At 67.4% G+C, this 22,470-nt stretch carries 16 protein-coding genes; 8 read left to right on the top strand and 8 right to left on the bottom strand.

Translation table 11 applies throughout. The annotated features are described in order from the left end of the window. Positions 1 to 221 precede the first annotated feature (221 nt). Together TSH20_RS16185 and TSH20_RS16180 are read right to left on the bottom strand one after the other, a co-directional pair. Positions 222 to 2,258 (bottom strand): di-heme-cytochrome C peroxidase, encoded by a 2,037-nt coding sequence (locus TSH20_RS16185; RefSeq protein ID WP_109075707.1) that lies wholly within the window; start codon positions 2,256 to 2,258, stop codon positions 222 to 224. Between the two features lie 305 nt (positions 2,259 to 2,563). Then, entirely contained in the window at positions 2,564 to 5,917 is a 3,354-nt protein-coding gene (locus TSH20_RS16180; protein WP_109075706.1) for a transglutaminase family protein, read from the bottom strand. A gap of 264 nt (positions 5,918 to 6,181) precedes the next feature. On the opposite strand from TSH20_RS16180, the gene TSH20_RS16175 reads away from it, so the two are divergent. Further along, positions 6,182 to 7,096 carry a hypothetical protein gene (locus TSH20_RS16175; RefSeq protein ID WP_247871352.1) on the top strand — a complete coding sequence of 305 codons (915 nt, stop codon included), beginning with the start codon at positions 6,182 to 6,184 and terminating at the stop codon, positions 7,094 to 7,096. Between the two features lie 31 nt (positions 7,097 to 7,127). After that, positions 7,128 to 8,003 carry a lysozyme inhibitor LprI family protein gene (locus TSH20_RS16170; RefSeq protein ID WP_109075704.1) on the top strand — a complete coding sequence of 292 codons (876 nt, stop codon included), beginning with the start codon at positions 7,128 to 7,130 and terminating at the stop codon, positions 8,001 to 8,003. Positions 8,004 to 8,047: 44 nt separating this feature from the next. Here TSH20_RS16170 and TSH20_RS16165 read toward each other — a convergent pair whose 3' ends face one another. Both TSH20_RS16165 and TSH20_RS16160 read right to left on the bottom strand, forming a co-directional pair. Next, entirely contained in the window at positions 8,048 to 8,827 is a 780-nt protein-coding gene (locus TSH20_RS16165; RefSeq protein WP_109075703.1) for an SDR family oxidoreductase, read from the bottom strand. After that, positions 8,824 to 9,147, bottom strand: coding sequence for a nuclear transport factor 2 family protein (locus tag TSH20_RS16160; protein WP_109075702.1), 324 nt, complete (start codon positions 9,145 to 9,147; stop codon positions 8,824 to 8,826). The genes TSH20_RS16165 and TSH20_RS16160 overlap by 4 nt, the downstream gene beginning before the upstream one ends. A gap of 107 nt (positions 9,148 to 9,254) precedes the next feature. Here TSH20_RS16160 and TSH20_RS16155 point away from each other — a divergent pair, with 107 nt between their 5' ends. After that, positions 9,255 to 10,169: a LysR family transcriptional regulator gene (locus TSH20_RS16155; protein ID WP_109075701.1), complete on the top strand. Its 915-nt coding sequence runs from the start codon at positions 9,255 to 9,257 to the stop codon at positions 10,167 to 10,169. Here the strand turns inward: TSH20_RS16155 and TSH20_RS16150 are convergent. After that, entirely contained in the window at positions 10,158 to 11,054 is an 897-nt protein-coding gene (locus tag TSH20_RS16150; protein ID WP_109075700.1) for an aldose 1-epimerase, read from the bottom strand. The two genes, TSH20_RS16155 and TSH20_RS16150, sit on opposite strands and share 12 nt — an antisense overlap. Positions 11,055 to 11,338: 284 nt before the next feature. Here TSH20_RS16150 and TSH20_RS16145 point away from each other — a divergent pair, with 284 nt between their 5' ends. Beyond that, on the top strand, positions 11,339 to 13,975 hold the full coding sequence (locus tag TSH20_RS16145; protein WP_247871353.1) for a serine/threonine-protein kinase: 2,637 nt from the start codon (positions 11,339 to 11,341) through the stop codon (positions 13,973 to 13,975). 77 nt (positions 13,976 to 14,052) lie between these two features. Here TSH20_RS16145 and TSH20_RS16140 read toward each other — a convergent pair whose 3' ends face one another. Then, positions 14,053 to 14,622, bottom strand: a complete 570-nt coding sequence (locus TSH20_RS16140; RefSeq protein WP_085089375.1) for a peptidylprolyl isomerase — start codon at positions 14,620 to 14,622, stop codon at positions 14,053 to 14,055. Between the two features lie 212 nt (positions 14,623 to 14,834). Here TSH20_RS16140 and TSH20_RS16135 point away from each other — a divergent pair, with 212 nt between their 5' ends. Genes TSH20_RS16135 through TSH20_RS16120 form a run of 4 tightly spaced genes read left to right on the top strand, consistent with a single transcriptional unit; the run spans position 14,835 to position 19,169 of the window. After that, complete coding sequence (locus TSH20_RS16135) at positions 14,835 to 16,505, top strand: YdbH domain-containing protein (RefSeq protein ID WP_109075699.1); 1,671 nt, start codon at positions 14,835 to 14,837, stop codon at positions 16,503 to 16,505. An 8-nt stretch (positions 16,506 to 16,513) separates the two neighbouring features. Beyond that, a complete protein-coding gene (locus TSH20_RS16130; protein ID WP_109075698.1) occupies positions 16,514 to 16,762 on the top strand; it encodes a YnbE family lipoprotein in 249 nt (82 codons plus the stop codon). Continuing rightward, positions 16,762 to 17,130 carry a YdbL family protein gene (locus tag TSH20_RS16125; RefSeq protein ID WP_109075697.1) on the top strand — a complete coding sequence of 123 codons (369 nt, stop codon included), beginning with the start codon at positions 16,762 to 16,764 and terminating at the stop codon, positions 17,128 to 17,130. The genes TSH20_RS16130 and TSH20_RS16125 overlap by 1 nt, the downstream gene beginning before the upstream one ends. Then, entirely contained in the window at positions 17,127 to 19,169 is a 2,043-nt protein-coding gene (locus TSH20_RS16120) for a tetratricopeptide repeat protein (RefSeq protein ID WP_247874479.1), read from the top strand. The genes TSH20_RS16125 and TSH20_RS16120 overlap by 4 nt, the downstream gene beginning before the upstream one ends. Here TSH20_RS16120 and TSH20_RS16115 read toward each other — a convergent pair. Next, on the bottom strand, positions 19,160 to 19,885 hold the full coding sequence (locus tag TSH20_RS16115) for a hypothetical protein (RefSeq protein ID WP_109075696.1): 726 nt from the start codon (positions 19,883 to 19,885) through the stop codon (positions 19,160 to 19,162). The two genes, TSH20_RS16120 and TSH20_RS16115, sit on opposite strands and share 10 nt — an antisense overlap. A 111-nt stretch (positions 19,886 to 19,996) precedes the next feature. Next, positions 19,997 to 22,255: an LPS assembly protein LptD gene (gene lptD / locus TSH20_RS16110; protein ID WP_247871354.1), complete on the bottom strand. Its 2,259-nt coding sequence runs from the start codon at positions 22,253 to 22,255 to the stop codon at positions 19,997 to 19,999. Positions 22,256 to 22,470: the final 215 nt, after the last annotated feature.

Here is a 22,470-nt window from a genome sequence, read left to right as displayed (position 1 = left end):
CGGACTGGTGCGTATTGCCTATGAAGGAAGCAACAGTCTGAACGTCCCCGCCCGGTGATGCAAGGCTGGCGGCCGGGCGATCCATCCGAAAGAGGAAAGCTTCCGCCCATATCCGTTCGCAGCCGCATGGGCCATGGGTGACCCTTGCGAATGAAAAAAGCCGGAGCGCCGCGGATGGCGACGCTCCGGCTTGCCGGATGCAGCGGAGATCCCGGAAACGGTCAGAGCGTCTTCAGGTATTCCACCAGCTGCCAACGCTGGTCGTCGGTCAGGCCAGCGCCGAATTCGTGGCCGCTGTTGTGGTTGCCGGGCTTGGTCGTGTCATAGACGAAGGTGGCATCCTTGGCGGAGGCATCCACGCCGACCTTGACCGGGTCGATGGAGGTGCTGCCCATGCGGAAGGTCACCGACCGCTGGGACGCCGGCAGCAGCATCTCATACAGGTTGGGCACCGACCCGTTGTGCATGAAGGGCGCCGTAGCCCACACGCCGTCCAGCGGACGCGCCTTGTAGGCCAGCAATTGCTTGATGGTGCCGGCCAGCGCCTCCTCGTCGGCGGTCGCCCCGCCGGAGGTGGACTTCGCCGGAGCGGCAGCCGCCTTCGCCGCACGGCCACCGGCGGGAACCGCGCCGACGGTCGGCTTGCTCTCGCCGCGGCCGGTCAGGGCGGCGATCACCTTCTGGTGGTCGGCGGTCATCCTGGCGCCCGGCTTCACGAAGGGCGTGGTGTCGAGCGTGCCGCCCTTCGTCTGCGATTCGGGCGACCAGCCGGCCGGCGCGCTGGCGGTCAGCCACGGCGCCGGGGCGTTGTCGCCCTTCAGCAGGTCGGCCAGCAGGCCCTGTTCACGCACCAGATCGCCGAAGATCGCACCGATCACCGCGTTGGACAGCAGATTCGCCGCCAGATCCGGGTTCTTCAGCGGCTTGCCGCCCAGCAGCTGCGGCGGCATGGCGACGTTGGCGAGGACGCCGGTATCGACCTGACGGCACAGCGCGTCGACCGCCATCTTCGGATCGGCGGCATAGTTGACCGTCACCATCCCGGCGGAGACGGCGGCATCGACGCCCTTGGTGCAGATCGTGCCGAAGGCCGCGATCACCGCCTTGGCATCGTCAGGCTTCGCCCAGTTGAACAGCGGCACCATCTCGATCGGCGCGGTGGTGTAGGTCTCGCCGCGCGGCAGGACGGCGTGGCAGCTCTGGCAGCTTTCCTTGTAGATCGTTTCACCGGCCGCCGCCTTGACGATGTCGACATTGCCGGCAAGGCTGTCCGGCCACACCGGCGAGCGCAGCTTGCGCAGCTGGTTTTCCATGTCGACCAGATTCCGGCCGCGGACCGTCGACTTGTAATAGTAATGCGCGGCGTCGGCCGGCGGCTTCAGCGCCACCTTGCCGAACACGCCCAGCACCTCGCCGGCATTGCGGCCCAGCGCGTCGAAGGCGGTGGCGTTCGGCAGCAGGCCGTTCCATTGCACACGCGGCTGGTGCGGCGCATCCCACAGGAAGGGATAGCTGACCGGGGCGTTCGGCGCGCGATTGTTCTTGGGCAGGTTCAGGTCGATGGCCGAAACCCGGTTGAAGATCATGCCGAAGGCGTCGGTGCGCATCGACCCCCAGGGCGTGTCCGGGGTGCTGGCGGCGACGAAGGCGGCGAAGGACTGGTCGAAGGCCTTCAGGTCGTTGTACAGCGCCAGCTTCTGCTGATCGGTGGCGCCGGCGCCCAGCACGCGGGTGGCGAAGGGCTGGAAGGCCGCGTCGCTGGTCACCGTGGTGTGGACGGCGCCGCTCAGCCCGCTGATGAAGCCATAGAGGTCGCCGGTGGTGACCGCGCCGTCGATGCGCATGGTCTTGCCGTTCACCGTCACATCGCCGGTGTGGCAGGCGGCGCAGGTCATGCCGAACCAGGTGGTCTTGTCGGGATCGGTGTCCTTGACGAAGCCGACCGGCAGCAGATCGGGGTTCCAACTGCTGGCCGTGCCGGCGGCATAGCCGTAGCGGGTGATGCTCTTGACGAAGGGCTGCTTGGTCTGCGGATCCTCCAACGCCATGAACCAGTCATAGCGCATGATCTGCGAGCCCTGCGTGGTGTTGTAGTACCACTGGCGGGCTTCGTCCGACCAACCCTGGTCCAGGTACCACAGCCCGTTGACCTCGACCGGCGGCTTGACCGGCACCGGACGCGGCGGCTGCGGCGGCTCGGCGCAGGAGCTGAGCATCAGCGCAGTGGCCGCCAGCGTCGCGTAGAAGGGCAGCTTCATCCCTGTTATTCCCTCATCTGGTGTATGTCGCTTTGGCATTCGACCGATGAGGGTAAATCCGATAACCGTTATACGGGTAGTGCTATCGCGTTATGACGCTGAAAAATGGATGACGGGGTGGACATGGGTGAAGCTCCCTCTCCCGTCCCGGGAGAGGGAAGGGGCCCATGCGGAGGATGGGAAGGGTGAGGGGTGGTCCAAGGATCGAGAATCCATGTTCGGAATGCCCCTCACCCTCCCCACTTCGTGGGTCCCCTCCCTCTCCCGGAGCGGGAGAGGGCATTTATCACCATGGGCGATAGGCTTCACCCCCGCCGCAGATCCAGGGTCATCGGGAACTGCGGGTTGCGTTCCTCCGCCGGGGCGTCCATCGGGCCGGGGGTATGGCCGAAGGGGAAGAAGCGGGCCAAGCGGCGGCCCTCCGCCTCGTTGGCGTTGACCGGGAAGGTCTCGTAGTTGCGGCCGCCCGGATGCATGACGTGATAGGTGCAGCCGCCGATCGACCGGCCCGCCCAGCTGTCGAGGATGTCGAATATCAGCGGGGTGTGGACGGGAATCGTCGGGTGCAGGCAGGAGGGCGGCTGCCACGCGCGATAGCGCACGCCGCCGACGAACTCGCCCTCCACCCCGGTGGGGATCAGCGGCACGCGCCGGCCGTTGCAGGTGATGACGTGGCGGGCGTCGATCAGGCCGGTGACGCGCACCTGCACCCGCTCCACCGAGCTGTCGACATAGCGCACCGTGCCGCCGCCGCCCGGCTCCTCGCCCAGGACATGCCAGGGCTCCAGCGCCATGCGCAGTTCCATGGTGATGCCGCGCTGGCTGACATGGCCGTAGACCGGGAAACGGAAGTTGAAATGCGGCGCGAACCAGCTGTCCTCCAGCGGATAGCCATGGTCGCGCAGGTCCTGCAGCACGTCGGCCATGTCCTGCTGGACGAAGTGCGGCAGCATGAAGCGGTCGTGCAGCTCGGTGCCCCAGCGCACCAGCTTGCCCTTGTAGGGATGCTTCCAGAAGCGCGCGACCAGCGCCCGCATCAGAAGCTGCTGGGTCAGGCTCATCTCCGCATGCGGCGGCATCTCGAAGGCGCGGAACTCGACGAGGCCGAGGCGGCCGGTGGAGCTGTCCGGCGAATAGAGCTTGTCGATGCAGAACTCCGCCCGGTGGGTGTTGCCCTGCACATCGACCAGCAGGTTGCGCAGCACCCGGTCGACCAGCCAGGGCGGGCAGTTGCCATTCGCCGCCGCCTGATCGATCTGGTTGAAGGCGATCTCCAGCTCATAGAGCTGGTCGTCGCGCGCCTCGTCCACGCGCGGAGCCTGACTGGTCGGGCCGATGAACAGGCCGGAGAAGACGTAGGACAGGGCAGGGTGGTTCTGCCAATAGGTGATGAGGCTGCGCAGCAGGTCGGGCCGGCGCAGGAAGGGGCTGTCGGCCGCGGTGGCGCCGCCCATCACCACATGGTTGCCGCCGCCGGTGCCGCAATGGCGCCCGTCGATCATGAACTTTTCCGCCCCCAGGCGGGACTGGCGCGCATCCTCGTACAGGGCGATGGTGTTGCGCACCAGATCGTCCCAGCTGTGGGCGGGGTGGATGTTCACCTCGATCACGCCTGGGTCGGGGGTGACGGCCATGGAGTTCAGGCGCGGGTCCTTCGGCGGCTGGTAACCCTCGATGACGACCGGCATCTCGAGCTCGACCGCGGTCGCCTCGATCTCCACCAGCATCGCCAGATAGTCCTCCAGCGTGCTCATCGGCGGCATGAACAGGTGCAGGCGGCCATTGCGCGCCTCGCAGCTCAGGGCGGTGCGCACCACCCACCAGGCCGATTTGCCTTCCTCCGGCAGTTCGTCACGGATCTCCGCCATGATGCGCTGGCGCTGGGCGATCCGTTTGTCGGTGTGGACGCCACGGTCGGATTCCTGGACGGCACCGCGAATCTCCTGCCGGCGCTGCACCGGATGAGGCGGAAGCGGGCCGCGATCCTCGAACGGGTCGGTTTCCCAGGCATAAGGATAGTCGGACTTCGACACCCAGGGCAGCGAGCCCAACGGCAGGCGGTAGCCGACCGGGCTGTCGCCGGGGATCAGCAGCAGCTTCTCCTGGCGCAGCGGCCATGTGCTGGACAGCCAGACCGGCCCCTGCTGGGTCATGCGCCGGTTGATCGGCATGACGAAGCCGACCGGCTCTGCCAGACCGCGGGTGAAGACGCGGGTCAGCCGCTCGCGCTCCTCCTTGTCATCCAGCTTGCTGTTCAGCGGATCGACATTGATCGGAAGCTGCGATTCCTTGCGCAGATAGTGCCAGGGGTCCTCATAGGCGCCGAGCACGAGGTTCGGGTCGAGGCCCAGCCTTTTTGCCAGCGCCATCAGGAACACGCCGGCATCCTGGGAGGTGTGGCCGTAATCGGTGTCCTCGCGCGCCAGCAGGTCGCGGTTGGCCCACAGCGCCTCGCCGTCACGGCGCCAGTAGAGCGTCATCGCCCAGCGCGGCAGCGATTCGCCGGGATACCATTTGCCCTGGCCGAAATGCAGCAGGCCGCCGGGAGCGAAGCGTGCCATCAGCCGGTGGATCAGATCGGCAGCCATCTTGCGCTTCTGCGGACCCAGCGCGGTGGTGTTCCACTCGGCGCCGTCCATGTCGTCGATGGAGACGAAGGTCGGCTCGCCACCCATGGTCAGGCGGACGTCCTCGGTCTTCAGATCCTCGTCGACCCGGTGGCCCAGCGCTTCGATCGCCGCCCATTGCTGTGGGGTGTAGGGCTTGGTGACGCGCGGCGCCTCGTAGATGCGGGTGACCGACATCTCATGGCCGAATTCGACCTCGGCCTCGTCGACGAGGCCGGAAATCGGGGCGGCGGAGGAGGCGTCCGGCGTGCAGGCCAGCGGAATGTGCCCCTCGCCCGCCAGCAGGCCGGAGGTGGGGTCCAGCCCGACCCAGCCGGCGCCGGGCAGGAACACCTCCACCCAGGCATGCAGGTCGGTGAAGTCGCTCTCCGGACCCGACGGGCCGTCGAGCGCCTTCTGGTCGGCGGTCAGCTGGATCAGGTAGCCGGAGACGAAGCGGGTGGCCAGACCCAGGTGACGCAGGATCTGCACCAGCAGCCACGCCGAATCGCGACAGGAGCCGGTGCGCCTGGTCAGCGTCTCAGCACAGCTCTGGATGCCGGGCTCCATCCGGATGACATAGCCGATGTCCTGCTGCAGCCGCTGGTTGACCGCGACCAGGAAATCGATGGTCGGCGTCCTTTCCCGCGGAATGTCCCTCAGATAGGCGATCAGTTCCGGCCCCGGCTCCTCCGTCTCCAGGTACGGGCGCAGCTCGCGCTGCAGCCAGTCTTCGTAGGCGAAGGGGATATGGCTCGCCTTCTCCTCCAGGAAGAAGTCGAACGGGTTGATCGCGGCGATCTCGGCGACCAGATCGACCTCGACGATGAACTCGCGCGTCTTTTCCGGGAAGACGAAGCGGGCCTGGAAATTCGATTGCGGATCCTGCTGCCAGTTCAGGAAATGCTGTTTGGGCGTGACCTTCAGGGAATAGCTGAGGATCGGTGTCCGGCAATGGGGCGCCGGCCGCAACCGGATGATCTGTGGGCCGAGCGACACCGGCCGGTCGTAACGATAGATCGTCTTATGGTTCAGCGCGACGTGGATCGCCATGGAAAACCCCGCCTCATGCCTGTTCGATGATGTTCGCGCCCCGGTTTGGTCCAGGGTCGCCGATGCAACGGTAACACCGTTGAATCGGACCCGACAGAGCGCCCCGGCACCGATCCTACCGCAGTTGCGAAAAAGTCACGAAGTTGCGAATGACGCGCGCTGCGGCTTTCTTCCGTTCGCGTTACCCTTTATATCCTAAGCGATCGGAGTATCGCGGCGGCGGGAATTCGCGTCTGGATGGTGTCGGTGGCGGCTTCTTCACTCATGGGCGGCAACCGCGGTGCGGGCGGTTCGGGCGATGCCGGCCCCGGCGGCGCCGGACGGGGCGTCGTCACCGGAAAATACTTCAACTTCAAGCCTCTGCCTCCGTCGGCCGACATTCTCGGCAATCCGCTGATCGTCCCCAACCTGCCGACGCACAAACTGCCGAAGGAAACCTTCGGCAGCCGTGTGAAGCGGTTTTTTGCCCGCATGAACCTCGGCAGCCAATCGGCCGACACCAAGCTGCGCTGGAAACTGCACGACACGATCCAGGCGACCATGGCTTCGCTGTCGCCCGCCGTCACGCTGGTGGCCGAAAAGCGGGCGCCGGCGAAGAACAGGAAGCTGTCTGTTCCGGTCGTCGTCGTGCGTCATCCCTATCACCTGCGCCATGTGTTCGAGATGCTGCCAACCATCCCCGACAGGTTCGCGGTGGAGCGGCGCTTTCTCGAACTGCTGATGACCCGTGCGCTGAAGCGGTACGGCGAGCAGATGGCCCTGATCAAGGGCAGCGCCTTTTCCTTCGAGCACGAGGCACGGGAGTATTTCTTCGCCGGATTCCGCCTGGAAAAGCAGATCAAGAAGGTCAACAATCCGGACGAGCGGTTTGCGGCGCTGCAGGCGATCCACACCAACTATTTCCATGGCCGCAACTATTATTACTTTGCGTTGCTGCGGCGGGAGAAACTGGCGCCGGACAACAAACTGTTCATGCTGTTCGCCCGCGCGGTCTATTTCATGGCGCGGGTCGACTGGAACGGCGAACTGCTGGAAAAGCCGAATCCGCGCATGTTGCCAAGCCGCGACGACATGCTGTTTTTCGTGGAGCGTGACAAGTCGGTCGTGACGCGCTATCGCACCGACCAGGATTTCCAGCGTCAGGTCAAGGCCGTGCTGGAGGCCTTCCCCGCTTCGTGACGTTCCGCTTCCTTATCCAAGGTTTCCTGCGATGCGCGCCCTGTCCCTGGTTGGCGGTTTCCTGGCTGCCGGCTCCCTGTTCGCGGTGATGGCCGCGGTCCCGGCCCTTTCGGCTCCGGTGGACACTCCCCCGCCGGAGGCCGCCGCTCCCGAGGCGGCGGCGCGCGGCTGTGAGGCGGCGGAGACGCCCACCGCGCAGCTGATGTGCGGCGATGCGAAGCTGGCGGCGGCCGGTGCGGCGATGGATGCGGCGCTGGCGGCCCTTGGCGCCACCACCGACGACAGCGGCCGTGCGGCGATCGAGGATAGCCAGACCGTCTGGCGGGCAAAGCGGGACGAATCCTGTCCGGTGACCGCGGCCGATTTGGCCGACGCGAAATTGGCAAAGACGCGCGCGGATTGCCTGGCGCGTGTCATCCGCAAGCGCACTGCGGCGCTGGAGGCGGAGCGGCAGTCCCGGTCCCGGCCGGTCGGCGATCTGCCGCTGTCCGTCACTGGCGCCGCGGCCCGCCGGTTCGCCGCACCCCAGCCGCCGGTGCCGCCGATCAGCCGCAAGGTCTCGCTGGAGACTCTGGCCGGCCGCTGGGCCAAGGCCGATCCGGGCGACCGCACCGCCATCGACGATTGCCGAAGCTCCTATCTGGACATCGGCACCGACCGCAGCCTCCACGCCGTGGAGCCGCGGCTGCAGCTGTTCCCGTTGGATGGCACCCTGGCGGCCGACGGCGACCCGGTGCAGGGGGTGGCGCTTCTGCCGGCCGCTCCGTCGGAAGGAGCTCAGGCCCAGGCGGCGGCACCGCTGGCGACCCTGCGGCTTCTGCCGGCCGATTCGCCGCGTTTCGACCGGCTGATCCTGCGCATGGAACCGCCGGCCAGCTTCGCGGCGGAATTCGTCCGCTGCCGCTGAGGGGGCCGGCGACGGCCGGCTTCGCTCGTACTGTCGGTCACGCGTCACACGGTCGGAATGGTACCGCCGTCGATGACGTATTCGGTGCCGGTTATGGTCTTGGCACGGTCGGAAGCGAGGAACGCAATCAGGTTGGCGACATCGTCCGGCTTCGATGGCCCGCCGATGGGAATGCCGCCGAGCGAGTCCATGATGATCCGCTTGCCGCCTTCATAGTCTGTGCCGGCGTCCCTCGCGAGCCGCTCGGCCAAACGTACCGCCGCCTCGGTCTCGATCCAACCGGGCGAGACTCGCACCACGCGCACGCCTTTGGGCGAAACTTCCTTGGACAGGCTCTTGCTGTAGGTCGAGAGCGCGGCCTTCGCAGCGGCATAGGCTGTCGTCGACTGCGGCAAGGGCAGCTCGCGCTGTATCGAGGTCACGTGGATGACCACACCATGGCCCTGCGCCACCATCGCCGGCACAAGCTCGCGGTCGAGCCGGATCGCGGGCATCAGATTCAGGTCGAGTTCCCTGCTCCAGACTTCGTCGTTCAACGCAGCGAATCCGCCTGTGGGAGCGGAGGAACCACCCAGCATGTGAACGATGACGTCGATCCCGCCCAAGCGTTCGCGCGCCGCCGCCGCGAGCTTGGCACACCCGTCCGGGCTCGTCAGATCCGCGGAGACGAACATCGCCTCGTCCATCCCGTCCGGGCGCGAGCGGGCCGCAGTCAGCACACGGGCCCCGAGTTCGCGAAACAGCGTGACGGTGGCCGCACCAGCGCCCCGTGTGCCCGATGTGACGAGCGCTCGCTTGCCGTCCAGATTGATGAAGGGGCTCATGGGTTGATCTCCAGGCCGGCAATCCGGCTGCCCTCGACCCGGAACGCAAAGACCATCCTGGCGGGACTGCCGGGGAATTGCCCAGTCACGTTCATGAGAACTCTGGTGGTCTGGCCGTCTTCAGTCGATTCGAGCGGTTCAATCACGTGTTGGTACTTGGCCTTTGCAGCCCGCCACCACGCGCCGATCGCTTTTTTGCCAAAGTGAGTGCCGTCTTCATCCTTGACGGCGGCGTCGGGCGCGAAGGCATCGATCAGCGCAATGTCGTCGTTCCTTCCGTCTGCATCGATGTAGGCCAAGACCGGTGAAGGGAGTGTCATCGCGTCATTCCTCCTGATCGAAGTTTCCTGTCCTTTCCAAACTAAGTTTGGACATCTGTTTCGATAATCGGGATAAAACGGGATGAGGGGTTTTGATTGGCGGGACAATGCGCGAGGCTGAGCTGAACGATCTGGATGCGGTCATCGCCATTGCGCGACGGGGCACCTTTCGCGCAGCGGCGCTCGACCTGGGCATGTCGACGACAGCGCTCAGCAATGCGATCGGCAAACTCGAAGCGGGCCTTGGCGTTCGCCTGTTCAACCGGACGACACGGAGCGTCTCGCTCACCGATGCCGGGCGGGTGTTCGTCGAGCAGGTTGGTCCGGCATTGCAGGATGTCCACGGCGCCTTGGAAGCCGTGCGGTCGCAGCAGATCATTCCGTCGGGCACACTTCGCATCAATGCCTTCGCCACAGCGGCGCGCGAACTCCTCTCGCCTCTGGTGCTGGAGTTCCTGCGCCGTCATCCGCAGGTCCATGTCGACCTCGTCACCGAAGGGCGGCTGGTGGATATCGTCGCCGAGGGGTTCGACCTTGGTGTACGTGCGGCCGACCTAGTACCGAGCGACATGATCGCGGTTCCACTGGGTCGGCCGCAGCGTTATGCGGTCGTCGGGTCGCCGGCATATTTCGCGGCGCATGAGCGGCCGCGCCTGCCGCCCGACCTGCTCGTTCACCCGTGCATTCGTGTCCGTCTGCCGAACGGTGCCCTATTCCGGTGGCAGTTCGAGAAGGACGGGCAGTCGGCACAGATCGAGGTCAATGGACCGATCACGCTGGACGAGGCCAGTCTGGCGCGGATCGCCGTCCTCGAAGGCGTAGGCCTAGGCTTCTTCATGGAACCGGACGTGCGGGCCGACGTTGAGGCGGGCCGTCTCGTTCGCGTTCTCGATGACTGGACGCCGCCGCGTTCCGGGCTCTGCCTTTACTATTCCGGACGGCGCAACCCGTCGGCCGCCTTCAGGGCCTTTGTCGGCCTTGCCCGTGAACTCGGTACGAGGGGTGGCGCACTAGGATCGTGACACGAGGAAGCGGACGGTCATCGACAGCCGCTCCCGCGGCGGCAGGGCGATGACGCCGGCACCGGGTTCCTGCGGACGGTTCAGCGCGTCGGTCATGTGGGTGACCGGCTCCAGGCACAGATAGGGTTCGCCGGGCGGGGCATAGACGATCAGGTGTCCGACCGGCCCGTCCGCCAGCATGGTCAGGCGCAGCCGTTCGCGCGGACGGTCCAGCGTCGCGGAGCCGTTCCAGCCGGTGAAGCCGTTGTCCAACGCCACATGGTCCATGGTCACGCCATGGCGGAAGTCCCAGGCGGCGGGCACCGGGCGATTCCGGCAGGGCAGGATGGTGTCGTCATTCTCCCAGACGGATTGGACGCCGGCGGTCACGCGGCTGCCCGGCGACCTGACCAGATAGGGATGCAGCCCCAGCCCGGCCGGCATATCGCTGTCCGAGTCGTTGATGAGGTCGAGCGTGACGGTCAGCCCTTCGCCGTCCAGCGACACCGTCTGTGCCGCGCGATAGCTCCAGGGCCAGTCGTCGGCCCGGTGGGCGAATGCCATGCGCAGGGCGTCGTCGGTGACGGCCTCCACGCTCCAGGGGGATGACCAGCCATGGCCGTGGATCCTGTGGGGTGATCCGGGATCGGTGGCGAGCACGACCTCCCGGCCCTGGAAGACGAACCGGCCGCCGCCGATGCGGTTGGAAAAGGGGACCAGCGGGAAACAGGCCATGTCCGGGGCGAAATTCCCGGCCAGCGCGTGGTCGGACGCCCGCCGGAACAGCTCGACCGGGCCATCGGCGGTGGACAGGCTCCAGCTCGCCAGCGAACCGCCGCATTGGGGGGCCGCGGTGAGCTTCATCGGTCCGTGCCGCAACGCGATGATGGTGCCCGTCCGGATCATGCGTTTCTCCCATCGTCGGCGTCACGATTCTTATCGCACATGCGAAGGCCGAAGGAAACGGTCGCCACCGGCAAGGCGCCGACTGCCTCGACGCTGACACAGTTCATCTGTTTTTGTCGAAAAATGTGGGTATCGTACACTCGTCATTTACCCTCCTTGCGCGACGATGCCCGTCCGGCACTGCTCCCCGGCGGGTGCGGAATACCGGTTGTATCGACAACGCGGAAGGGGCGCCGGTGTTGCAGCCCGGCCGCGCAATCCGTCACGTCCAGGAAAGGCCCGGAGTGTCCACTCCCCAACTCAGCCGCGCGATGCCGACTCCGTCGTCGGCCATGGCCACGCTCGACGAGGTGGAGCCATGCGACTCGCTGCCGGACTACCACGCGCTGCCGGCGCGGCTGCTGATCGGCACGGTGCTGCGGTCTTACCTGGACCCGCTGTACCTGACCCCGACGGAGTTGATCCATCTGCCCAAGCCGCTGAAAGCCTGCCTGGAACAGGGGACGCTGATCGAGGCGGCCCTGAGCAAGGTCGCGGCGGCCCAGGCGCGTGCGCCGGGACAGGAGCAGCAGACGCGCAAACGCGCCATCCGTGCCGCGGTGGACGAAAGCTGGGCCAAGGCGCGCGCCGCCCAGGCCGCATTCGCCGCCATGCCGCGCGGCCGCAAGCCGGTGGACTGGCTGCTCTCCCAGGGGGCCAAGACGCCCACCGGCGATGCGGAGTACGACCTGCGTGTTGCCATCGCCCTGGAACTGGTGGAGATCAAGAGCTGGAACGGCAAGCTGGACCGCCTGCTTGAACTGCACCAGTGGGACCGGGACGAGCGGCTGGCCGCGGCGGTCGATGGGGTGATCGGCGATGTCCTGGCCTCCGCCGCCGCCGGTGCGGAGCTGTTCGGAACCAATCTGCTGCCGGGAACGTTGCTGTCCAGCCTCTGCGACATGCTGTTCGGCCGCATCGGCATGGAGGCCATCGGGCCGAACAGCGTCGGCGTGCTGAACGCCCTGTTCCGCCAGGGCAAGCTGCCCCATGCGAAGGCCGCCGTCCTCGACCGCATCCGCCGCCAGTTGAAGGCACCCCAGCCGCTGGGCCGCGGCGCCTTCGACCAGGAGGCGGAGATGCTGAAGACGCTGGTCGGGCATCTGCTGACCCGCGACGGGCTGGTCGGCGGTGCGGCCATGGCCGACGCGCTGACCGTCCGCTATTCGCGCCGGCTGGAGCAGGGTGGGGCCAGCGCCTATCGCCGCTCCATCATCGGGATGGGCGAAGGGCAATCGGATCTGATCTGCCGCATCCATTACCTGACCCGTGTCGCTGCCGCCCCGGCCGCCGAACGGCATGCCGACGAGATCCTCGCATCGCTCGACGCGGCGGTCTGCAACGAGTTGCTGATCGAGAACATGCTGGTGCAGACGCCGGACACCGCCTTGCTGGAGCGCGATTTCGCCCGCGCACTGGCGGCCATCCGCGCCGCACCGCTGCCGGCGGACGCCTGCGAGCGGATCGCCGGACGGGCAGAGCGCGCGGTCGACGATTTCGTGAAGACCGGGCAGCTCGCGGTTCGTCTGAAGCAGGTGGAACCGGTCCTGCGCCGCCGCACCGTCCGGCTGGCGGAGGTCGCCTGTTCGGGCCTGATCCGCGAGGATGGCGCCCTGCCGCTGATGCGCCAGCACATCCTGGAAATCGTCCGCCAGCCGCAATTCCAGGCCGAACTCGCCCAGCCCGAAAGCGAGGTCGCCCAGGCCGAGGTGAGAAGGCTGCTGGAACTGCTGGATCGGCTGCGCCAGATGGCGACCGCACCCGCACCCCCGCCCGTTCTGCCGCCCGCTCCGCCGGCCACCGTGGAAGTCGCGCCTCCGCCGTCCCGGGCCGCTCGCAGCGCCGACACGGTTCTTCATCCGGCCAGCCAGCAACGGGGTGCGGCCGGCGCGCTCCCCGCGGTCGCCGACGACACGGCGGGGCTGTGCCCAAGCTGCTATTCCGCGAAAGGACGGTCGGAGACCTGCGGGGCCTGCGGCTTCCCGGCCAAATCGGACAACCGGCCGGGCGTGCATCTGGTGCCGGGGACGCTGCTGCATGGCCGCTACCGTGCCGGGCGCGTGCTGGGGCAGGGCGGGTTCGGCGCCACCTATCTGGGATGGGATGATCGGCTGCAGGTGAAGGTGGCGATCAAGGAATACTATCCATCCAACCTGATCTCCCGCGTTCCCAACGCCGCCGCCGTCTCCCCCTTCTCCGACGAGCATGCGGAGACCTTCGCCGCCGGCCTCGCCAAGTTCCTGGAGGAGGCGCGGACGCTCGCTCGCCTGCGCGAGGTGCGCGAGATCGTCGGTATCCAGGATTTCTTCGAAGAGAACGCCACCGCCTATCTGGTCATGGAGCTGCTGGAAGGCCGCACCATGAAGAAATATCTGGCTGATTGCGGCGGCCGAATCGACGTGAAGCGGACGCTGTCGGTGGTGATGCCGATCGCCAAGGCGTTGCAGGCCATCCACGAGCAGGGACTGATCCACCGCGACATCAGTCCGGACAACATCTTCCTGACCAACGGCGGCGACCGCAAGCTGCTGGACTTCGGCGCTGCAAGGCAGACCGCCCGTCCAGGCGCCGGCCTGACCGTGATCCTCAAGCCCGGCTACGCCCCGCCGGAGCAATATTCCAACGAAGGGCGGCAAGGTCCCTGGTCGGACGTCTATGCGCTCTGCGCCACGATCTATCTGGCGCTGACCGGCCGCACCCCACCCGATGCCACCGCCCGCTTCATGAACGACAAGGTGCCGAAGCCGTCCGAACTGGGCGTGGCGCTGCCCCCCGGATTCGAGAAGGTGCTGCTGTCCGGTCTGGCCATGCGCTGGCAGGACCGTCCGCAATCGATGAAGGATCTGCTGCGCGCCATGACCAATTCGCTGGCCGGCGGTTGACCGACGGAAATCGCTGCCAAGAAAAAAAGGGACCGGCGCACCGGTCCCCCTTTTCCTGAACGGCTGCGGAGGAGGCGTTACTTCACGTCGGCCGCAACTTGCATCTTGATGATCTTGTCCGGGTCGGTGACCTGTCCGTTGCGGGACTGGCTGCCCTTCTTGATCATGTCGACGAACTCCATGCCCTCGACCACGCGGCCCCAGACGGTGTACTGGCGGTCCAGGAACTGGGACGGGGCGAAGCAGATGAAGAACTGGCTGTCGGCGCTGTCCGGATCCTGGGCGCGGGCCATCGACAGGGTGCCGCGGATGTGCGGAGCGCTGGAGAACTCGGCCTTCAGCTTCTTGCCGGAGCCGCCCATGCCGGTGCCGGTCGGGTCGCCGGTCTGGGCCATGAAGCCGTCGATGACGCGGTGGAAGACGACGCCGTCATAGAAGCCCTGGCGGGTCAGTTCCTTGATGCGGGCGACGTGGTTCGGCGCCAGGTCGGGCCGCAGTTCGATCACCACGCGACCGTCCTTCAGGTCGAGGTAAATGGTGTTTTCCGGATCCAAGGCCTTCGCCTCCCCTTGAGAAACTGTAAAGAACGAGACAGTGAAGATTGTGGCGAACAGGGCCGCCAGCAACGCGCGGGTCCACCGCTTCATGCGAAACACTCCGATGAGCCGAAATCCGCGCCACGGACCATAGGGGAAAAGCGCGGGAATGCAAAGCCGCGCTGGCGGGGATGGCGATCCGCCGAAAGTCTCCGCCAAAAGTCACGGATGACGGCCACTCGTCCGGGTGTTCATCCGGACATGGACGTGGCATGGGATTTGGCATGCCGGTCATGACGGGACTTTGGGGAAAGGACAGGGGCTTGAGGCTGGGACGGGCGATAGCCGGCACGGTGGCGGTCACGGTGACCTTGGCCGTGGTCGGGCTGGGCGGTGCGATCCTGACCGGTCCGGCGCTGATCGGCGGGACGGCGACGCAGACCTTGCGCGATGCCGGCTTCACCGAAGCCGCGGTGACCGTCACCAGCCTGCGCATCGCCGATGGCTGGCGCGGCCTGCGGCTGGAGTTTGCCGTCGACAGTGGCCCGTTGGAGGCCGCGGCCAAGACGCTCGACCTGTCGATGTCGGGTCGCGTGACGCTGTCCGGCGCGCTGGTGGTCGGGATGGACGGCGGTGCGGTGACCGTCGCCCCCGCCGGCTGCCTGCCCGCCAAGGCGGAACGGCTCACGGTCGCCAGGCAGCCGCTCGGCCTGCCGCAGGGGGCGACGCTGTGTCCGGTGGGGGAAACCCCGCTCCTGCGCTGGTCGTCCGATGCCATGACGGTCGTGGCGGAGCTGCAGGCGCCGCGCCTGGAGGCTCCCGCCAGTGACCTGCGCGCCGACAAGGTCGTGCTGCGGCTGGCGCAGGATGGCGACGGTCGGCGGGCGGAGGTCGTGGTCGCACAATTGACCAACACGACCAAGCCCGCGCCTGTCGTCCCGCTGGCGGTGACAATGCAGGCGGTGCAGGCAGGGCAGGGGCCATGGGCGATCGACGGCACCGCCAAGGGCGCAAACGGCCTCCTCACCGTCACGCTCGACGGCACCTATGATCAGACCGCCGGTGCCGGGAAGCTGGAGGCGGTGGCGAAGCCGTTCCGCCTTGCCGCCGATGGCCCCGGTCTCGCCGCCGTTTCGCCGCTCGCCGCGACCTTCCTCGAAAAGGCGTCGGGCACCCTGTCGGGCAAGGCGACGGTCGCTTTGACCGCGAAGGGCATGACCACGGCCGGACAGGCGGTGGTGAAGGGGCTTGCCGGTGCCGCCGGGCCGGTGACCGTCGCCGGGGTCAGCGGCACCATCGCCTTGTCCAGCCTCTCGCCGCCGGTGATCCCGGACGGGCAGAAGCTGTCCATCGGCCTGCTGGACGTCGGCATTCCGCTGACGGACGGCACGCTGCTGTTCGGCTATGGCCGTGACGGGCGGCTGGATGTGGACCGGGCGGAATGGAACTGGGCCGGCGGCCTTCTGCGCGCCGACCCGTTCGAGCTGTCGCCCGAAAAGCCCAAGGGGCGGGTGACCCTGCATGCCGACCGGATCGACGCCGCCAAGCTGCTGAACCTGATCGCCGTCGACGGGCTGGCGGCCAGTGGCAAGCTGGCCGGCACCCTGCCGGTGGTGTTCGCCGGCGATAAGGTGACAATCGACGGCGGCGTTCTCGAATCGTCCGGTCCCGGCACCCTGCGCTACGACCCGGCCAAGCCGCCGCCCACCCTGAAGGGGGAGGAGGGCAGCCCGACCGCCATGCTGATGGGGGCGCTGACAGATTTCCATTACGACACGCTGCGGATCACCATCGACGGGCAGGCCGGCGGCGAACTCAACGCCGGCTTCTCGCTGCGCGGATCGAACCCGTCATTCTACGATGGCTATCCGGTCGCGCTTAACCTTAAGCTGTCCGGCGCGCTCGACCGGATTCTGCGCCAGAACCTCGACGTCTACCGGATTCCCGACACGCTGCGGGACCGGATGACCGGCTTCGACCAGAAGGACCCCTGACCGCCATTATGCTTACCAGATTCCCATCTACCGGCCTTGCGGCTGCTCTGCTGATTTCGGCCGCCGCTGCCGCCTGCGCCCCGACGGTGAAGATCGAAGCGCCCGACAAGCCCATCGAGATCAACCTGAACGTCCGGATCGAGCAGGAGGTGCGGGTCAAGCTGGAGCGCGACGTCGACGACGCCATCCGCAACGACCCCGCCCTGTTCGGCCTGCCAACCGACTCCACGACCTCTTCCACGAAGGGGAAGAAGTGATGAAGACCGCTTCCATCAGCCGCCGCCGTTTCAACCGGCTCGCCCTGTCCGCGCTGGCCGCCGGACTGCTGGTGTCCGCCATGCCGCAGCTGGCCTTGGCGCAGGATGCGCTGGCCGCCGCCAAGGCCGCCGGCCAGCTGGGCGAGCGTCCCGACGGCATGGTCGGCGTCGTCCCTGGCGCACCGGCCTCGGCCCAGGCGCTGGCGCAGCAGGTGAACGCCCAGCGTCTCGCCCGCTATCAGGAGATCGCCAAGGGCAACGGCACGGCGCTGGACAAGGTCCAGGCGGTGGCCGGCCAGCAGTTGATCGAGCGCACCCCGGCCGGCCAGTTCGTGATGACCGCCGCGGGCCAGTGGCAGCGCAAGTGACCTCCTCCGTATCCGTGTCCGGCCAACGCGCCGTCGCCGATCTGCGCCGCCGTCTGGCCGGCAAGCCGGGCGACGGTGCGCTGCTGTCGGCCCTGTTCTCGGCCCTCGACACGCTGGGTCAGGCCGGCACGCCGGAGGAGGCGGTCGCCCGCTCCAACCTCGGCGAGGCGTTGCGGCGCCAGGGCCGCCTTGCGGAAGCGGAATTGCATCACCGCAAGGCACTGGCTTGGCTGCCCGATTTCGGCGGTAACCATTATAATTGGGGCGTGACCCTGCAGGCGCTCGGCCGTCCGGCGGAGGCGTCAGCGGCTTATGGCGAGGCCGCCCGGCTGATGCCGCAGTTCGCCCCCGCCCCCTGCAACCAGGGCGTCCTGCTGCGCGAGCTTGGCCGGCTGGACGAGGCCGAACCTGCCTTGCGCCGGGCGCTTGCGCTCGACCCCACCCTGGTGCCGGCCCGGCTGGCCCTGGCCGCCCTCCATCGCGATCGCGGTGACCTGGACAGCGCCGTCGCCGGCTTTCGTGCCTGCCTGAGCCTGCGGCCCGATCTGGCGGAGGGACAGGCGAACCTCGCCCTGACGCTGAAGGAACGCGGGCAGCGCGGCGGCCCGGCGGAAGACGGCGCGGCGAGCATCGTCGGCTTCGAACGCGCTATGCGCATCGGCCTGCCCGACGCCGGCGGGGTGCTGGCCCAACTGGTGCAACAGTGCCGCCACCTTTGCCGCTGGGACGGGCTGACCGCTCTGTCGGGCAGGCTGGTCGAGCTGGTGCGGGAGGGGCGGACGCAGCAGGCCCATCCCTGGATCTTTCTCGGCGAAGGGGCGGGACCTGCACTGGAGCGCGCCTGCGCCGAACGCTATGCCGCCTGGAAGACGCGCGGCATCCGGCCCGCATTTCCGACCCGCAGCATCCGCGGATCGAAGCTGCGCATCGGCTATCTCTCGGCCGATTTCCACGAACATGCGACCGCGGTTCTGATCGCCGAACTGATCGAACGGCACGACCGCGACCGCTTCGAGATCGTCGGCTGCTCCTATGGTCCCGACGACGGCGGTCCGTTGCGACGGCGGCTGGTCGCCGGATTCGACCGCTTCATCGACCTGTCCGCCCTTACCGACGAGCAGGCGGCCGGCCTGATCCACGAGGCCGGCATCGACATCCTGGTCGACCTCAAGGGCCACACCCAGAACGCCCGCCCCGGCATTGCCGCCCACCGGCCGGCACCGCTGCAGGCGCAGTGGCTGGGCTATCCGGGCACGCTGGGCAGCCCGGCCATCGACTATGTCATCGCTGATCCAATCGTGGTCCCGGTCGATCACCAGCGCTTCTACAGCGAGCGAATCGTCCATCTGCCCGACAGCTACCAGCCGAATGACCGCAAGCGCGCCATCGGCCCGGTGCCGGCCCGCTCCGACTGCGGGCTTCCCGACGACGGCGTGGTCTTCTGCGCCTTCAACGCCTCCTACAAGATCGGCCCCGAGCTGTTCGGCCGCTGGTGCCGGATACTGCAGCGCGTTCCGGGATCGGTGCTATGGCTGCTGGAAGGACCGGCGGAGGTCGCGGTCAACCTGCGGCGCGCGGCAACGGACCGGGGAGTGGCGCCGGAGCGGCTGGTCTTCGCCCCGCGCCTGTCGGGTCCCGCGCATCTGGCGCGCCACCGGTTGGCCGACCTGTTCCTCGATTCGAGCCCGGTCGGCGCCCACACCACGGCGAGCGACGCTTTGTGGGCCGGCCTGCCGGTGCTGACGGTCCTTGGCCGCTCCTTCGCCGGGCGGGTGGCCGCCAGCCTGCTGCACGCGGTCGGATTGCCGGAACTGGCGGTGTCGGACTGGGACGCGTATGAGGCGATGGCGCGGCGTCTGGCCGGGCAGCCCGCCGAACTGGCGGCATTGAAGCTGCGGCTGGAGCAGGCGCGGGCGACCGCCCCGCTGTTCGACACCGGCCGCTTCACCCGGTCGATCGAAGCGGCCTATGCCACGATGTGGGACATCCATGCGGCAGGCGAGCCGCCGCGCGGGTTCGCCGTTACGCCTCAGGGATAGGCGCAACGGTCGGCGGTGACCTCGACGAAGGAGCGCTGGGCAGCGGCGATGGTGAAGCGGTATTCGCTGTTGTCTACCACCAGCGACTGGTGCAGCGGCAGGACGCCGCTGACCGTGGTGCCCTTGCCGCCCATGCCGGTGATTCGAATCGTCACCGGCTGGCCCGGATCGAACCAGCTTTCGGCGTTGCCCTGAGGATTGTGGGCCGATTGACCCTCGCCGGTGACCGTGACGGTGCCATTGCCGAAAGTGACGCCGCGAGCGCCGCCCTTCAGCAGCGGCGTGCTGAGCGTGAAGCGCTTGGTGTCGGTCGGCTGGCAATTGCGCGGAATCTGCGCCTGCGAAATGACGAAGGCGAGGCGGTTGGCGTCCAGCCCACCCTTCAGCCGCTCCGCAACCAGTTGGGTTAGCTTGGCGAGGTCGCCGGTCGGCACTTCACGCTGCAGGCGGCCCTCCAGCTCGCCCACCCGCGCCTCCGCGGTGCGGGCGGCGTGCTGCATCTGGCTGGCCAGCAGTTCCAGCTCGGCCTTCTGGCGCGACAGGGTGGCAATCTCCTCCCGCAGGGTGACGTCGCGGCCTTTCAGCTGCTCGATCCCCATCTGGTAGGAAAACAACCCGACACCGAGCACCAGTGCCGCCAGCAGCGCGAACTTGATCACGCCGGCCCGCAGGCGTTTGCGGTAGCGTCTTTCGTAGTCGTAACGTCCCAGGGTCATGATTCCGGTCGCGGCGGGCTGTCTCGTCGGGCGTTAATGGCTAACGGCAACGGCCAAGGGATGCAACCCCCTGGCCGTCGGTGACCGCCGCCTTTTCCCACCGATCCGCGCTTACTGATTGGCCGAACCGCCGCCCAGGAAGCTGGCGTTGATGCCAGGGCTCTTGAACTCGCCGACATTCTTGAAGACCAGACGGAAGAAGATGGTGTTGCCGTCCTTCTCGCCGGTCGTGCTGACGGTGTAATCGCGGCGCGCGACGGTCTGGAAGACCAGGCATTCGTCGGAATAGGACAGCACGGCAAGGCTGGAGCGCGGACCCGGCTGCGGCTCCATCGCCTGGGTGTGGCTGACGCCCAGGCTCCAGTAATCGGTGAACTGCGACGACACCCCGAAGCTTGCCTGCTCCACCCGGTTGCGGGTGACCGCGTTGCGCGCGGTCGTCTGGTCGACATAGGTGTAGGAGGTCGACAGGCGCAGCAGCGGCACGCCGGCCGTCGCGTTCAACGAATGGCGGCGCGGACGGAAGGTCTCGTGGTCGATGCGGAAGCCGTAATTGACGTCCAGCCAGTCGGCCGGCTGCAGGTCCAGGCGGCCGACATAGTCGGACACCCGCTCTTCCAGGCCGGAATCGCCGGTGAAGCCGACATTGCTGTCGGTCAGGCGGATGCTCTGGCCCAGGAACAGGCTGGCCGACCCCTGGCTATTGCCATAGATCGCCGTGCGCAGGCCGTAGGTGAAGCGCATGCCGTCGTCCAGCCGGTCGATGCCGGTGAAGCGGTTGGGCTGCAGCAGGTTCACGTCGTCGAACTCGACGTCCAGGCTGTCTTCGTTCGGGAAGACGCGGCCGTTCGGCAGCTTCGGCGCGAAGGTCAGCTGGCCGATCGGTTCCACCAGCTGGGACGAGCTTTCGCCGTAGCGGACGAACGGATAGCGGACGGTGGCCTGCCCCTGCGGGAAGAAGCGGAAGCGGCTGATGTTGTCGTTCCCGCGGGTGGTGGGGTCGGCCGTGTTGAACTGCTGCGCGGTATAGCCGGCGACCAGCACGCTGCCCGACAGGGTGGTGACGAAGCCGGCGTTGGAGACGATGTTGCGCTCCCACCCCGGCTGCGCCATGAAGCGCTGCGTATCCGGGCCGGCATTCTTGAAGCGCGACACCGCCAGCAGGCTGGTATCGAACGACCACCGCCCGCCGAGCAGGCTGCCCGGCTCGCCCAGCGCATTGTACTGCGCATAGGGCAGGGCGACCGGCTCGGGAACGGTGTTCCCGTACCGCATGTCCTGGAAGCTGTAGCCGGTGATCGCCGCATAGTTCCGCCCGCGGAAGCCCTCCACGTAGGCCTTGCTGGTCAGGTAATCTTCGCGGAAATCGTAATAGCGGCGCAGGAAGGTCGGGTCGCTGGCCCGCTTCACATCAAAGCCGGCGCGCCAGGTCTCGTCGATGTCGAACAGGCCGCGCGCCGCGACATAGCCGCGGGTGCGCGTTTCCTTCGGCACGATGGTGGTGTTGGCCACGTCGCCGCGGGTGATGGCGCCTTCCAGTTCCAGCCGCCCGCTCTCGAACCGCTTGCGGTACTGGCCGCCGAGCAGCGGCCCCTGCTGCGAGTAGTAATGCAGGTCGAAGGTGGCGTCCTGGTCCGGCGCGATGTCCCAGTAGTAATGGGTCTTGAGGATCGCGCCGAGATTGGAGTTGTTGCCGAAGGACGGGGTCAGGAAGCCGCTCTTGCGGTCCACCGACGGATCGGGATGCGACAGATAGGGCGTGTAGGCGACGGGGATCCCGAAGATCTCCATCGTGGCGTCCTTATAGCGGACCTCGTGCTCCTCGTTGTCGTGAACGATGCGCACCGCGCGGATCTGCCACAGCGGCGGACGGGTCGGGTCTTCCTTGCACAGGTCGCAAGGGCTGTAGACGCCGCGGTTGACGCGCGTCAGGCGGCCCTCGCGCCGCTCGCCCTCATTGCCGGCCATGCGGCCGTTGTCGATCATCAGGACGCGGATGTTCTCGATGAACACGTCCTTCAGATTATCGGTCAGTTCGGCATAATCGGCGAAGATGATGTCGCCCGACGGCTCCACCAGCCGGATCTTGCCTGTGGCGGTGACGACCTTGGTCTTCTGGTTGTAGGTGATCTTGTCGGCGCGGACGCTGCGCTTGCCCTGCGCAAGCTCCACATTGCCGCTGGCGGTGACGACGCTGTTCACCTCGTCGAAGGTGACCTGATCGGCGGTCAGCAGGACCGGTTCCTGCTTGGACGCGGTGGCGTTTCCCTGGGCGGCGTTTCCCTGCACGGCCGCGGCATCCGGCTTCGTTCCTGGAGCCTGGGTCGCGGGCGATTGGGCGTTCGCCGGATCCGGGATGGCCAGATCCACGACGGCAATCCCGCAAGTAACCATGAGCCCGACGATGCCGGAGCGCATGACGAGGGTGGCGGCGGTCGAAGCTTTGGCGCGGGCGCGCCGGGAGACGTGCTTGGGCATGGCTGAACGATTGGGGGAAGCGAAAGCCCAAGTCAACGGTTTCAGAGCCCTTCGGCGGGCAATGTCACCGTGTCGCCATGCGCCCTGTGGCAGCACTGCCGCAGCCG

This window comes from Azospirillum sp. TSH20 (genome assembly GCF_003115935.1).
Lineage (GTDB): Bacteria > Pseudomonadota > Alphaproteobacteria > Azospirillales > Azospirillaceae > Azospirillum.
The sequence above is the reverse complement of the archived record's forward strand: the minus strand, read 5'-3'. Positions and strand labels throughout refer to the sequence as shown.

Excerpts from the sequence above, each read along its gene's own strand:
- TSH20_RS16175 (WP_247871352.1), top strand. The coding sequence starts at position 6,182 with ATGGGCGGCAACCGCGGTGCGGGCGGTTCGGGCGATGCCGGCCCCGGC.
- TSH20_RS16130 (WP_109075698.1), top strand. The coding sequence starts at position 16,514 with ATGCTTACCAGATTCCCATCTACCGGCCTTGCGGCTGCTCTGCTGATT.
- TSH20_RS16180 (WP_109075706.1), bottom strand. The coding sequence starts at position 5,917 with ATGGCGATCCACGTCGCGCTGAACCATAAGACGATCTATCGTTACGAC.
- TSH20_RS16185 (WP_109075707.1), bottom strand. The coding sequence starts at position 2,258 with ATGAAGCTGCCCTTCTACGCGACGCTGGCGGCCACTGCGCTGATGCTC.
- TSH20_RS16155 (WP_109075701.1), top strand. The coding sequence starts at position 9,255 with ATGCGCGAGGCTGAGCTGAACGATCTGGATGCGGTCATCGCCATTGCG.
- TSH20_RS16160 (WP_109075702.1), bottom strand. The coding sequence starts at position 9,147 with ATGACACTCCCTTCACCGGTCTTGGCCTACATCGATGCAGACGGAAGG.
- TSH20_RS16165 (WP_109075703.1), bottom strand. The coding sequence starts at position 8,827 with ATGAGCCCCTTCATCAATCTGGACGGCAAGCGAGCGCTCGTCACATCG.
- TSH20_RS16140 (WP_085089375.1), bottom strand. The coding sequence starts at position 14,622 with ATGAAGCGGTGGACCCGCGCGTTGCTGGCGGCCCTGTTCGCCACAATC.
- TSH20_RS16170 (WP_109075704.1), top strand. The coding sequence starts at position 7,128 with ATGCGCGCCCTGTCCCTGGTTGGCGGTTTCCTGGCTGCCGGCTCCCTG.
- TSH20_RS16150 (WP_109075700.1), bottom strand. The coding sequence starts at position 11,054 with ATGATCCGGACGGGCACCATCATCGCGTTGCGGCACGGACCGATGAAG.
- TSH20_RS16115 (WP_109075696.1), bottom strand. The coding sequence starts at position 19,885 with ATGACCCTGGGACGTTACGACTACGAAAGACGCTACCGCAAACGCCTG.
- TSH20_RS16125 (WP_109075697.1), top strand. The coding sequence starts at position 16,762 with ATGAAGACCGCTTCCATCAGCCGCCGCCGTTTCAACCGGCTCGCCCTG.